This is a genomic window from Agromyces sp. Soil535 (assembly GCF_001428255.1).
Lineage (GTDB): Bacteria > Actinomycetota > Actinomycetes > Actinomycetales > Microbacteriaceae > Agromyces.
Window position 1 is genome coordinate 16,480 of the sequence record NZ_LMRW01000010.1, and the last position, 12,612, is coordinate 29,091.

A 12,612-nucleotide genomic window follows, 5' to 3' on the forward strand; every position below is an offset into this window, starting at 1 on the left:
CATGTCGACACACGTGCTCTCACTCCTCGTCGAGGACAAGCCCGGCCTGCTCACGCGCGTCGCGGGCCTCTTCGCCCGTCGCGGCTTCAACATCGAGAGCCTCGCTGTGGGCCACTCCGAGATCGACGGACTCTCCCGCATCACGGTCGTCGTCGACGTGGAGGATCTGCCGCTCGAGCAGGTGACCAAGCAGCTGAACAAGCTCATCAACGTCATCAAGATCGTCGAGCTCGACCCTGGGCAGTCGGTGCACCGCGAGCACCTGCTCATCAAGGTGCGCGTCGACAACGCGACGCGCTCACAGGTGCTCGAGGCCGTCACCCTCTTCCGGGCGCGCGTGGTCGACGTGTCGACCGACGCGCTCGTGATCGAGGTCACGGGCGACTCCGGCAAGACCACCGCGTTCCTCAAGGTGCTGGAACCCTACGGCATCAAGGAGATCGCCCAGTCGGGCCTCCTCGCGATCGGCCGTGGCGGCAAGTCCATCACCGAGCGCGTCTTCAAGGGCTGAACAGAACCGCGGGTCGAGGAGCGCGGAGCGCGTCTCGAAACCCCAATCATCCGCAACAAGGAGAAAGAAACGGCACATGGCTGAGATCTACTACGACAAGGACGCAGACCTCTCGCTCATCCAGGGCAAGAAGGTCGCCGTCATCGGCTACGGCTCGCAGGGCCACGCGCACGCGCAGAACCTCCGCGATTCGGGCGTCGAGGTCGTCATCGGGCTCAAGGAGGACTCGAAGTCGAAGCCCAAGGCCGAGGAGGCCGGCTTCGAGGTGCTGAGCGTCGCCGACGCCGCGGCATCCGCCGACGTCATCGTCGTCCTCGCGCCCGACCAGTACCAGCGTCACATCTACGCCGAGTCCATCAAGGACAACCTCACCGAGGGCAAGACCCTCGTGTTCGGCCACGGCTTCAACATCCGCTTCGGCTACATCGAGGCGCCCGAGGGCGTCGACGTCGTCATGGTCGCGCCGAAGGGCCCGGGCCACACCGTGCGCCGCGAGTACGAGGCCGGTCGCGGCGTGCCCGTGATCGTCGCCGTCGAGAAGGATGCCTCGGGGAACGCCTGGCCGCTCGTGCTCTCGTACGCGAAGGCGATCGGCGGCCTCCGCGCCGGCGGCATCAAGACCACCTTCACCGAGGAGACCGAGACCGACCTGTTCGGCGAGCAGGCCGTGCTCTGCGGCGGCGTCTCGCAGCTCGTGCAGTACGGCTTCGAGACCCTCACCGAGGCGGGCTACCAGCCGCAGGTCGCGTACTTCGAGGTGCTCCACGAGCTGAAGCTCATCGTCGACCTCATGTGGGAGGGCGGCATCGCCAAGCAGCGCTGGTCGGTCTCCGACACGGCCGAGTACGGCGACTACGTCTCGGGCCCGCGCGTCATCGACCCGCACGTCAAGGAGAACATGCAGGCCGTGCTCGCCGACATCCAGTCGGGCGCGTTCGCCGAGCGGTTCATCGCCGACCAGGACGCGGGTGCCCCCGAGTTCCTCGCGCTCCGCGCCAAGGGCGAGGCGCACCCCATCGAGGCGACCGGCCGGGAGCTGCGCAAGCTGTTCGCCTGGAACGCGTCGAACGACGACGACTACGTGGACGGCGAGGTCGCTCGCTAGTCGGGAGCGGACCTGCTGCTCGCAGATCGACATCCCGCGCGGCGGGGTCGGCTCGGGCCGGCCCCGCCGTCGTCGTTCGGGCGCCGCTGACGTCAGTCGAAGCCGCACGTGCTCTGCGGCTCGCCGAGGCCGCCGAGGTACGTGCGCCATTCGTTGTCCGTGAGGTCGCGGCCCGCGATCCGGCAGGCGTGCTCGAACTGATGGTCGGGATCGATGTCCCACACCATGACGCCGTCGGGCATCGACACCGCCATCTCCATCCCGTCGGAACGAAGTACCGCCAGGCCGAGGGTGCGGCTGTCGGTGTCCAGCGGCTCGCCGATGCGAGCGCCGGTCGGAGTGTCATAGAGCAGCGCGGAGCCGTCGGCGGCCATGACCAGCAGGGTCCGGGCGTCACGGCTCAGCGACGGACTCGCGAGACCCCCCGCCGCGCCGGCCACCGTCCCGACGCGAGCAAGCGGCTCTGTCTCGTACCGGCCCATGCGGTTGTCCTCCAGGCCGATGAGGTCGCCGTCGTCGAGGAGCACCTGACCGCTGACCAGCATGGGTTCGTCGTAGAGCACGCGGTGATCCTGGGTGGCGACGATCGCCAACCGGATCTCCAGACGTTCGTTCGTCGTCCCGTCCTGGGGTGCTCTCGTCGTCTCGACATTCACGTGCGTCACGGCCATCCGGTCGCCGCGCGGCGCGACCGAGATCCAGGCCGGCCACCCGTCCAACCTCCAAGAGTGGCCGACTGGTTCGCCGGTCCGAGGATCGAAGCCCTGGATCCTCCCGTCGACCCTCACCGCATCAAGGCGTTCACCGTCCAAGGACGGCCAGAATTGGGCGACGTTCCAGATCGACTTCCCGACCTGCTCCCCGCTCTCCGCGTCGACGAAGCGGAACAGGTCTTCCTCGGCGTACCGTGCGAAGAGACGTCGGTCGCGTGTCCAGCCCACGTCGCTCACCGGTTCATCGAACCGGTAGGTGACCTCGCTGCTCGACGTGTCCTGTACGGCGACGCCCTTCCAAACCTGGGGTGAACCCGAGACGACGGCCTGCGGCGCGATCACCACGGAACTGCCCTCGTACGAGTACGGTCCGACCACCATCTGGCCGGGAGCGATGAGCCGACGCCCGAGGCCGACGCCGTCGAGCTGCCAACCCGAGATCATCGGGTGGCTGCCGCTGATCGTCGTCAGTCGGGTGCCATCGGCGCTCACGTCGATGGTGCCGACCTCGCCGTACAGGGGACCGAGCTCCTCCTCGGGGAGGGGTGCGCCCTCGGCGAGGGCGAACGCGCTGATCCTCCCGAACAGGCTGCCGCAGTACGCGTGCTGCATGGTCTCCGAGACGGCAAGCCAATTGCAGGGAGCAGGGAACGGCCGCGCGATGTCGGTGGACCAGCGCACCCGCCCCTCGTCGGGATCGAATGCGATCAGGTGCTGGTCGCCGGAGGCGACGACGGTGCCGGACGGGCCGACCGCCATGGCGACATGCGCCGAGGAGGCGGGCACGGGCATGGTCGCCGAGATCGTGCCGGTGGCCGCGTCGATCACGTCCACGCGATCGTCGAGGCGCCCGACGAGCAGGCGGTCCTTGTCGTCGAACGCGAGTGCGGCCGCGTAGGAGTCCCGATCGAGTGCGACCGGCGTCTCGCCGGCGATCTCCGACATGCGCTCGTCGGCGGTCGACACCAGCGTGACTGCGCCATCGCGCGCATCTGCGACGGCGATGATCGAGCCGTCCGCGTTCGCGGCCAGTGCCCCGGTCCCGGCCAGGAGGCGGGTGGGGCCCACCAGGCGCTCGCCGTTCTCGAGATCGAACACGACGAGTTCGGATTGCGGGGATGTCCCATACCAGGTGGGCCCGGTAAGCTGCGTGCGCACCGGCCACAGCACTGCGGCCACCCGGCCGTCGCCGCTCACCTCGACGAGCGGGCGAGGACCGATCGGGCCGGGGCCGAATCCGAGGTCCAGTTCCCGGAGCACGTCCCCGGTCGCAGCATCGCGGATCGCGGCGTCACCGGCCGTCGTGACGATCACCACGCGGTCCGTGCCAGGGATGAGGCTTCCGTACGCGTTCCCGCTCGAAGCCAGGAACGCGTTGCCGAGGAACCCGCCCGCGCCTTGCAGGACGCCCATGAGTCCCGACCGCGTTCGTGGGTCGTCGGGCCACCGTCGATACGCCTCGGCCGCGAGCAGGGCGGAGACGTCTCGCTCGGACGTCCGCAACGCGAGCGCCGTGCCGACGAGGGCCTCGATCGTCGCGCTGTCCCGCTGCGCGTTCGCCTCTTGCGAGGACACCACCGCGACCGATCCGGCGCCGGCCAGCAGCACGATCAGGCCGGCCGCGACCCCGAGCAGCACGCGCAGGCGCCGGTTCTGCCGCCGGTCCCGACGCGCCCGCGCGGCGAGTTGCTTCTGTTCGGCGGTCGCGCGCGCGGCCGAAGCGTCGAGGAACGCCGTCTCGACGTCGGTCAGGTCGTGCGGCTCGGCATCGCGCCACTCGAGCGCGGCCTGGAGCCTTGTGCCTCGGTAGAGGTCCTCCTCGGGGCGATCGGCTGCGTTCCACGCCTCCGCGGCGGCCGCCACGGCCGTGAGGATGCGGGCGCTCTCGGCGTCCTCCTCGAGCCACGACTGGAGACGCGGCCACGCGGTCGCCAGGGACTCGTGCGACACCTCGACCGATTCGGCTCCGGCGCTGACCAGCCGCGAGCTGGTGAGCATCGTCAGCACCTCGTCGCGCGCGACATCCGCTCGCAGGGGTTTCGAGGACACCCGACGGCGGACAGGACTGCCGTCGGGGGCTAGCGCTATCAGGCGGAGCAGCAGCGAGCGGCACACCGCTCGCTGTCCAGCGTCCATCGACTGGTAGAGCCGGTCGGCCGACTGGGCGATCGCGCCCGAGATGCCGCCCGATGCCTCATAACCGGCGACCGTGAGCGTCCCGCCTTCCCGTCGGAGCCAGGTCTCGACGAGCGCGTGCGAGAGGTGGGGGAGTGCCCCGGCCTCACCCGCGGCGTCCCGGAGGATAATCTCCACCAGCCCGGGCTCGAGCCGCAGGCCGGCCCGGCGAGCGGGCAGCTCGATGGCATCACGCAGCGCGATGGGCGACATAGGACCGACGAGGTGGACGCCCTCCGCGACGAGGGGAGCGAGGACCGGGTGGCCGGCGCATTCGTCGAGGAAGTCCGAGCGCACGACCAGGACGACCGTGGTGCCGTTCGCTGCCGCATCGGCGATCGCCCGCGCGGCGGCATCGACATCGGCCTCGCCGGCGTGGAACACCTCCTCGAATTGGTCGACGATCACGACGTCGGCGCGACCCGCACCCCAGACGGCATCGCGGATGCGGACGTCGAGGTCGTGCTCGGGGGAGAGGATCGCGACCCGGTCGCCACGTCGCTGCAACGCGGGGACCACACCGGCGCGCACGAGCGACGACTTGCCGCTGCCTGAGGCGCCCGAAATGGCGAGGAAGCCGGATCGGGCGAGACGGACGAGCGCGGCGGCGATGTCGGCATCCCGCCCGAAGAACTCGTCCTCGTCCTCCACGCCGAACGGCTGCAGCCCTTGGTATGGGCAATCGGCCCTGGGAGTCGCCGGCGCCTCTCCGAGGTCGAGCGAGTCATCGTGCCGCAGGATCCCGAGCTCGAGCTCCGACAGCTCCGCGCCGGGTTCCGCGCCGAGCTCATCGGCGAGGCGTTCGCGGGCTGCGCGGATCGCCGCGAGCGCGTCGGCCTGGCGGCCGCTCCGGTAGAGCGCAGTGGCGAGGAGCACCCAGCGTCGTTCCCGCAGCGGCGTCTCCCGAACCAATCGCTCGGCGTCGGCGACGGATGCCGCGTGCTCGCCCAGCCGCAGGTGCCCATCGACCCGCGCCTCCTCGATCTCCATCCGTACCTCGTCGAGACGCTCCGACTCTACGAGCGCGGGGGGCCAGCTTGCGAGGTCAGCGTACGGGACGCCGCGCCAGAGCGCGAGGGCGCGCTCGGCTGCATCGACGGCGCGGGCCGGGTCGTCGTCGAGGTGCCGACGGGCGGATGCCGCGAGTCGTTCGAAGCGCTCCACGTCGACGGTGTCAGGGTCGATGCGCAGTGCGTACGAGCCGGGCGACGTCTCGATCGCGTCGCGTCCGATCGCGGTCCGAACCCGGCCGATAGACGCCTGCAGTTGCTTCGGCCACGTCTCGGGCAGGTCGTCGCCCCAGAGAGCGTCCGCGAGCTCGTCGGTCGTCACGGGTCTGCCCGCGCGAAGCACCAGCGCCGAGAGCACTGTGCGCTCCCTCGGGCTGAGCGTCACCCCCTCGAGAGTGAGCGGGCCGAACACTGCCACGCTCATGCTCCGCATTGTTCGCCGTTCCGCGTCTCCCGTCAACGACACGCGCATACCGCGCATACCGACTGCATACCTTCCGCGGCCGGATGCATACCTGGTCGGCGCAGCGTGGATGGCATGAACACCACAACCACACCCCTTCGCCTCACCGCCGCGGCGTCCGTCGTCGCACTGGCGGTGACCCTCGCCGGATGTGCGACCGCCGAGCAGGCGTCCGTCGTCGGCGAGTCCCGTGCCCACGTGGCATCCCAAGTCGTCGTGACGCCCGCGATGCATCGCACGCTGGTGCGCTCCGCCGCCGACCGCTACGTGAACGAGTTGCTCGTGCGCGCCCGGATGGCGACTGAATCAGCCGCAGCGGTCGACGACTACCCGAGTCAGTTGAACGGACGCTGACTCGGGCGCCATCGAGCATCCACCCATACGAGCGGGCCGACCACTGTCGGCCCGCTCTTCCGTGTCCGTTTCGCGGTGGTCTCGGCGTCTCAGGGGGCGTTCCCCCAGAACGAGCCGACGAGCCCGACGCTCGCGAAGTACTCCGCCGCCTCCTTCGGCTCCCGACGCCGGTAGGGCGTGCCGAGGCGACCCGCATACCACTGCGACGCCAACCGCCACAGCGTGGCGAGGTCGAACACCGCACCGCGCTCGTTTCCGGTGTCCGCGAGCCACCGGTTCACGCACGTCTCGTCGCAGAAGATGCGCTGGTTCTCGCAGGCGTGCACGACGTCGTCCCAGACGTGGGCCATCGGCGTCAGGAAGTGGGCGACCTGCGTGCCGTCGGGCGGTCCGTCGCGCGTCACAGTCCATGAGTGGGGCGTGCCGCAGGCCGGGCACATGGTCGCGACGAGCGCCGACGGCTCGTCGGGGACGAGGTTGGGGATCGCGAACGCGTCCCAAGCGCAGCCGCCCCACCAGAGGGTGCGGTCGCCCATCACCGAGAACGCGAAGTTGCGGGTCGCGAACGGGTGGGCGAGCACGATCTCGTGGTCGCCGTCGAACACGAGGTGGCGCTTCGTCGCGAGCTCTTCCATCGCCTCGTCGAGCTCGGATCGGGAGTACCCCGTCTCCTCGGCCAGTTCGATCGCAGACGGGAGCCGGCCGGTGGCGGCGAGGGCGGCGTAGATCGCGAGGCGCACGATCTCGTTGCGGTCGGTCATGACTCGAGTTTGCCCGTCTTGGTGCCGAACGTGGAGCGATGGAACTCCACCGGCTCGATATGGTGACGGAGTGCCGAGTCCCCTCCCAGTCGAGATCGCCGTCCAGGATGCCGCAGGCGCGCGCGTCGCGCTCGAGGCCGGCGCCTCGCGCGTGGAGCTCTGCCAGGCCCTTGAGCTCGGCGGGCTGACCCCATCGGCGGGGCTGATCGAGGCGACGGTCCAGGCCGCGGCCGCGGCATCCGTTCGAGGATTCGTACACGTGCTCGTGCGCCCGCGCGGCGGCGGATTCTTCTACGACGACGACGAGCTCGACACGATCGTGCGCGACATCCATTTCGCTCGCTCGCTCGGCGTCGACGGCGTCGTCGTGGGGGCGCTGACTGAGGCCGGCGAGCTCGACGTCGAGGCGATTGGCGTGTTCGTCGACGCAGCCGAGGGCCTCGACGTCACGGTGCATCGCGCGGTGGATGCCGCGGCCGACCCGCTCGCCGCCGTCGCCGCGCTCGCCGGAAGCCGGGTGCGGCGCGTCCTCACGTCAGGCGGCGCCGTCGATTGCCGCACCGGGATCGAGGTGATCGCCGCCATGGCGGCGGAGACGCGTGGCGCGCTCGAGATCATGGCCGGCGGCGGGGTGCGAATCGACGACATCAGCGCGCTCTGGGCAGCCGGGGTCGATGCGGTGCACCTGTCGGCGCGCGGCAGGTCCAGCCGGGGTGGCGCCAGCGGGTCTGGCGGAGGCGAGGTGGGCTTCGACGTGACGGATGCCGCGATCGTGCGCGCAGCGGTCACCGCCGCGCACGAAGCGACCTGATGACGACCGGCGTAGCGCTGATTCCTGGAGTCCACCCGATCAGGCTCCGTTACCCCGAGAATCCGCAGGTCGACCGGTAGGGGCCGAGTGCGGAGAGATACGCGATCCACTCGTCACGCGTGAGGTCGCGACCGGCCATCCTGCAGGCCGCATCCGCATGCGATGACGGCCGCAGATCCCACAGTGCGATGCCGGCCGGGACGTTCACGGCGAGTTCTGTCCCATCGGCGCGAAGCACTCCCGAGTACACGCCCCCGAGGGGGTAATTCCACTCGCCGGACACGGTGATGGGACCACCGAGCTGCACGCCGCCGACGAGGTCGTAGAGGGTCACGGTGTTGTCCAGGGAGTACGTGCTGAGGATGCGGCCGTCGGCGCTCACGTTCACGGTGTCGAGGCCGCCGGGGGAGCCTGGAAGGGCGCCGATCCGATCGAACGTGCCGGCGTCGTAGCGGACGACGGATTGGTACCGGACCGTGCCGGCGACTTCGTTCCGTGCCGTCAGAGCCGTCAAGCCGATTCCCACGAGTCCGGCCCGGATCCGCTCGCCGGACTCCGCATCGAAGAGGATCGAATCGGGCGTGTACTCCCTGTTCCAGCTCGTCACGAGCACGCGGCTGCCATCGGGACTCGTCGAGATGAGGACCGGATCGCCGCCGTCGGTCTGCATCGTCGGTTCGGTGCGGCGGCCGGTTGCCGGGTCGATGGTCCAGATCTCGCCGCCGGGCTGGCCGACGTACATCCGGTCGCCCGGGGCGTTCATCCAGACGCTCTCCACGTTCTCGGGAAGTGGATCACCCGAGTAGGTCTCACCGGTGCGGATGTCGAGGTAGCCCGTTCGGTGCGGCCCGACGCCGCCGAAGTCGCCGACCAGGGTTGACTCGCCCGCCCACATGACCCCGAACGAGGGGGTGGGAACGCGCAGGAGCAGCTCATCCGTGCGTGTGTCGAGCACCGCGAACTCGCGGTAGTCCCCCCACCACTCCACGCCATCGGCGCGGCGGGCGACGACGAGGCTCGAGCCGGCCGGCGAATACCTATCACGGATCACCCAACCGGGCGCGAGGACCCGTGTGACGGCACCGGACCCGTCGAGCTTCCAGCGTGTGATCGCCCCGGTGCGGCCGACGACCACGAGCTCCTGACGGTCCTCCACGACCGACATCGTGCCGACGAACCCGAGCTGCGGGTCGAATGAGCGCTCGGTCGGCGCGCCGGTGTCGAGGCTCCGCTCATCGATGTGACCGAACAGGTCACCGCAATACACGGTCCGGAGTTCGAGGGATGCCGTCACCCACGGGCACGGATCGTTGGTCGTGGTCACCAACTGCTGCGACCAGTCGACCCGGCCCGCGGCGAGGTCGACGGAGGAGATCCACTGGTCGCCCGTGGTGATGACGCGCGTGTCGGAGACGACCGTCATGGAGACGTTCGTCGACTCCGCGGGCATGGGCACCGTGGCGACCACGGCAGCCGCGTCCGGGTCCACCACGTGCAACGGCCCCTCGACGGTGCCGTACACGAGGAGTCCGCCGGGCGTGAAGCGCACCGCACCGGCCCGGTCCGTGCTCTCTTGCGCCTCGTGGACGGAGGTGCCGGTGACCTCCCGGATGAGGCCGGTGTTCGCATCGATGAGCCTCAGCATGCCGATCTCGTCGATCGCCGCGATCAGGTCGCCATCGTGGTTCATCGCGATGGAACTGAGCGGGAAGTCGAGCTCGATCGTCGGCCGTATCAGGGCGCCGGTCGAAAGGTCGGCGGTGGACAGCAGAATCGCCACCCGTGTATCGGTGTCATCGAAGATCGGCTCCGCATACGCGGCCCGGGCTCCATTCCCGCTGACCGCCGGACCGTATCGAGTGTCGAAGTCGCGTATAGCATTGGGCAGGTCGACGGTGTACAAGCGCGTACCGGAGTCGATGTCGTACACCGCGGCCCAGTCCGGGGTCATGGCGACCGCCCGCCGCGTTCCCGGGATGAGCGTGCCCGACATGTGTTCGACGCCTTCCAGATGCGTCGTCGCGAGGAGGCCGTGGGAACTCGTCATCGCGCCCATGAGCGCGGAGCGCGCGCGAGGGTCGTCGGGCCACCGTCGGTGGGCTTCCACCGCGAGCAGGGCCGCGACGTCCCGGTCCGTTCCCAGCAGCGATCGTGCCGTACTCGTGAGCGCCTCGATCTGGGCCGTCTCCCGCTGGTGCGCGGTCTCGTTCGACCCGGCCGCGACGAAGCCTCCGGCGGTGACCGCGACGGCGAACAGCGCGACGGCAGCGGTCAGCAGGACACGCAGTCGACGGTTCTGCCGGCGGTCGTGCTTGGCACGGTGTTCGGTCTCCTCGACGGCGGCACGCTCCTGCGCAGCGGACGCCTCGAGGAAGGCGACCTCCGATTCAGTGAGTTCGGGGTCTGCGGCATCGCGCCATGCGATGACGGCGTTGAGCCGCGCTCCTCGATACAGATCCTCGTCGGGGCGACCGTCCGCCTCCCAGGTGCTCGCCGCACTTGCGAGCGCACTCATCGCGCGCAGGCCCTCGGCGTCATCCTCCAGCCAGCCTCGAAGGCGTGGCCACGCGGTCGCGAGCGACTCGTGGGCGACGATGAGCGAGTCCTCCTCGGCGCTGACCAAGCGGGCCCGCGCGAGACTCGTGAGCACCCGGTCATGTGCAGCGTCCTGCCGCATCGGTGTGATCGGGATGCGCCGGCGCATCGGCGCCCCGTCCGCACTGATCTCGACGAGTCGCAGGAACGTTGCGCGGCACGTCGCCCTCGCCTCGGGATCGAGCGAGAGGTAGAGCTGGTCGGCCGACTTGGCGATCGCGCCCGAGATCCCGCCGGAATCCTCGTACCCGGCGACCGTCAGCGTGGCACCCTCACGGCGTAGCCAGGTCTCCACGAGGGCGTGCGAGACGTGCGGGAGCACGCCGGGCGCGCCAGCGGCATCTCGCAGGATCAGCTCGACGAGCCCCGGCTCGAGGCGGAGTCCTGCGAGGCGGGCCGGCTCCTCGATGGCACTGCGGAGCCCGTCGGGACCGAGCGGCCCGACGAGGTGGACCCCCGCCGCGAAGAGCGGCCCGATGCTCGGCTCGGCTGCGCATGAGCTGAGGAAGTCAGCACGTACGGCGACGATCACTCGCTGTCCCTCCGCGACGGCGCCCGCGATCAGCGCTGAGAACTCCGCCACGTGCGCTTCAGGGAGGCCGGAGTGGAACAGTTCCTCGAACTGGTCGATGACGACGACGTCGGCGTGGCCTCGACCGGACAAGGCGTCTCGGAGTCGTGCGATCGGCGTCGCCCCCGAGCCGAGGACGACCACGGTGTCACCGCGAGCTCGGAGCGCGGGGACGAGACCGGCCAGCACGAGCGAGGATTTCCCGCACCCGGATGCCCCGGAGACGGCGAGGAACGGCGACCCGGCGAGCCGGGCGAGCGCGGCCTGGATGTCGGCGTCGCGTCCGAAGAACTCCTCGGCATCGTCGGTGCCGAACGGCTGCAGGCCCCGATAGGGGCAGTTCCCACTCGTGAGTTGCGGCTCCGGTGGGGTGACGAGGGAGGCATCCTGGTGCAGGATCGCCGACTCGAGCGCAACGAGTTCCGCTCCGGGTTCGATGCCGAGCTCGTCGGCCAGCCGCTCGCGTGCGCTCCGCAGTGTGGCGAGGGCCTCGGCTTGTCGTCCACTGCGGTAGAGCGCCGTGACGAGAATCGCCCACCGCCGTTCTCGAAGGGGGTCGGCCCTGACCAGGCGCTCCGCGTCCGGGACGACGGCCCGATGCTCGCCAGCCTCGAGCCGTGCCGCCTGCAGGTCCTCCTCCGCGGACGTCCTGATCTCCTCGAGGCGTTCCGCCTCTGCGGTCGCGGCCGGCCATTCGCCGAGGTCCGAGTACGGCACTCCGCTCCAGAGCGAGGCCGCCCGCTCGAGCACGTCGATGGCACGCACGGGGTCGCCGTTCGCACGGTGGAGGCCGGCGCTCTCGATGAGCCGCTCATAGCGGACGGCATCGATCGAGTCGGGATCAACCCGGAGTCGGTAGCCCCCACGCGTCGTGGCGATGGACGTCGAGCCCAGCGCGCGGCGGATCCGGACGACGAAGGCCTGCACCTGTTTCGGCCAGGTGTTCGGCAGCTCGTCGCCCCACACCGCATCGGCCAACTCGGGCGGTGTGACGACGTTGCCGGCCCGGAGGACGAGGGCGGCGAGCAGGGAACGCTCTTTCGGACTGAGTCGCCCGCCGTCGATCGTGAGGTCACCGAGCACTCGGATCTCCACCCCTGCAGTGTGGGCGCGGCCATGGCGGTTGTCAACGAAAGGCGGAACGCGCCCATACCCGTTCCATACCGATCCATCCGCGGGACCATACCCGCGAGAGCGAACCTGCCGTCATGAACACCACACAGAACACCCAGAAGAAGCTCGTCGCGGCGGCGCTCGCCGCCGCTCTCGGCCTCGGGATGGTCGGATGCGCCGGCCTCCGAGACACACAGGAAGTCACCCATCGGCAGGCCGACCAGCGCGCAGAGCTCCGCGACGCTGAGGCGCGAGCGGATCGGCTCGCCAGCGAGATCGCTCACGAGGTCGAACGCGCCCAGCACCACGTGCAGGCCGGCAAGGCTCCTGCGGCGACACAGCCACCGCTGAACACCTTCGATCAGGTCGAACGACGCCTCCGCCTCGGCCACTGAACCGACGTCGGCGCGGGCCATGGGACTGGATAGTC

At 70.1% G+C, this 12,612-nt stretch carries 8 protein-coding genes; 5 read left to right on the forward strand and 3 right to left on the reverse strand.

All coding sequences use genetic code 11. The features are described from left to right. Window position 1: 1 nt before the first annotated feature. Complete coding sequence (ilvN, locus tag ASG80_RS08750; protein ID WP_056729799.1) at window positions 2-511, forward strand: acetolactate synthase small subunit; 510 nt, start codon at window positions 2-4, stop codon at window positions 509-511. Between the two features lie 76 nt (window positions 512-587). After that, window positions 588-1,616: a ketol-acid reductoisomerase gene (gene ilvC, locus ASG80_RS08755; RefSeq protein WP_056729800.1), complete on the forward strand. Its 1,029-nt coding sequence runs from the start codon at window positions 588-590 to the stop codon at window positions 1,614-1,616. Window positions 1,617-1,708: 92 nt separating this feature from the next. Here the strand turns inward: ilvC and ASG80_RS08760 are convergent, their stop codons facing one another. Beyond that, window positions 1,709-5,938: a BTAD domain-containing putative transcriptional regulator gene (locus tag ASG80_RS08760; RefSeq protein ID WP_162256612.1), complete on the reverse strand. Its 4,230-nt coding sequence runs from the start codon at window positions 5,936-5,938 to the stop codon at window positions 1,709-1,711. 114 nt (window positions 5,939-6,052) lie between these two features. On the opposite strand from ASG80_RS08760, the gene ASG80_RS23900 reads away from it, so the two are divergent. Further along, window positions 6,053-6,331: a hypothetical protein gene (locus tag ASG80_RS23900; RefSeq protein ID WP_056729802.1), complete on the forward strand. Its 279-nt coding sequence runs from the start codon at window positions 6,053-6,055 to the stop codon at window positions 6,329-6,331. An 89-nt stretch (window positions 6,332-6,420) separates the two neighbouring features. Here ASG80_RS23900 and merB read toward each other — a convergent pair whose 3' ends face one another. After that, a complete protein-coding gene (merB, locus tag ASG80_RS08770; protein ID WP_056729803.1) occupies window positions 6,421-7,092 on the reverse strand; it encodes an organomercurial lyase in 672 nt (223 codons plus the stop codon). Window positions 7,093-7,162: 70 nt separating this feature from the next. On the opposite strand from merB, the gene ASG80_RS08775 reads away from it, so the two are divergent. Further along, complete coding sequence (locus ASG80_RS08775) at window positions 7,163-7,903, forward strand: copper homeostasis protein CutC (RefSeq protein WP_056729804.1); 741 nt, start codon at window positions 7,163-7,165, stop codon at window positions 7,901-7,903. A gap of 49 nt (window positions 7,904-7,952) precedes the next feature. On the opposite strand, the gene ASG80_RS08780 is transcribed toward ASG80_RS08775, so the two are convergent. Then, window positions 7,953-12,164: a BTAD domain-containing putative transcriptional regulator gene (locus ASG80_RS08780; protein WP_082590002.1), complete on the reverse strand. Its 4,212-nt coding sequence runs from the start codon at window positions 12,162-12,164 to the stop codon at window positions 7,953-7,955. 113 nt (window positions 12,165-12,277) lie between these two features. On the opposite strand from ASG80_RS08780, the gene ASG80_RS08785 reads away from it, so the two are divergent. Further along, window positions 12,278-12,577, forward strand: a complete 300-nt coding sequence (locus ASG80_RS08785) for a hypothetical protein (protein ID WP_056729806.1) — start codon at window positions 12,278-12,280, stop codon at window positions 12,575-12,577. Window positions 12,578-12,612: the final 35 nt, after the last annotated feature.

Bases quoted from the DNA above. Each gene is read 5' to 3' on its own strand.
- ilvC (WP_056729800.1), top strand. From the start codon at position 588: ATGGCTGAGATCTACTACGACAAGGACGCAGACCTCTCGCTCATCCAG.
- ASG80_RS08760 (WP_162256612.1), bottom strand. From the start codon at position 5,938: ATGAGCGTGGCAGTGTTCGGCCCGCTCACTCTCGAGGGGGTGACGCTC.
- ilvN (WP_056729799.1), top strand. From the start codon at position 2: ATGTCGACACACGTGCTCTCACTCCTCGTCGAGGACAAGCCCGGCCTG.
- ASG80_RS23900 (WP_056729802.1), top strand. From the start codon at position 6,053: ATGAACACCACAACCACACCCCTTCGCCTCACCGCCGCGGCGTCCGTC.
- ASG80_RS08785 (WP_056729806.1), top strand. From the start codon at position 12,278: ATGAACACCACACAGAACACCCAGAAGAAGCTCGTCGCGGCGGCGCTC.
- merB (WP_056729803.1), bottom strand. From the start codon at position 7,092: ATGACCGACCGCAACGAGATCGTGCGCCTCGCGATCTACGCCGCCCTC.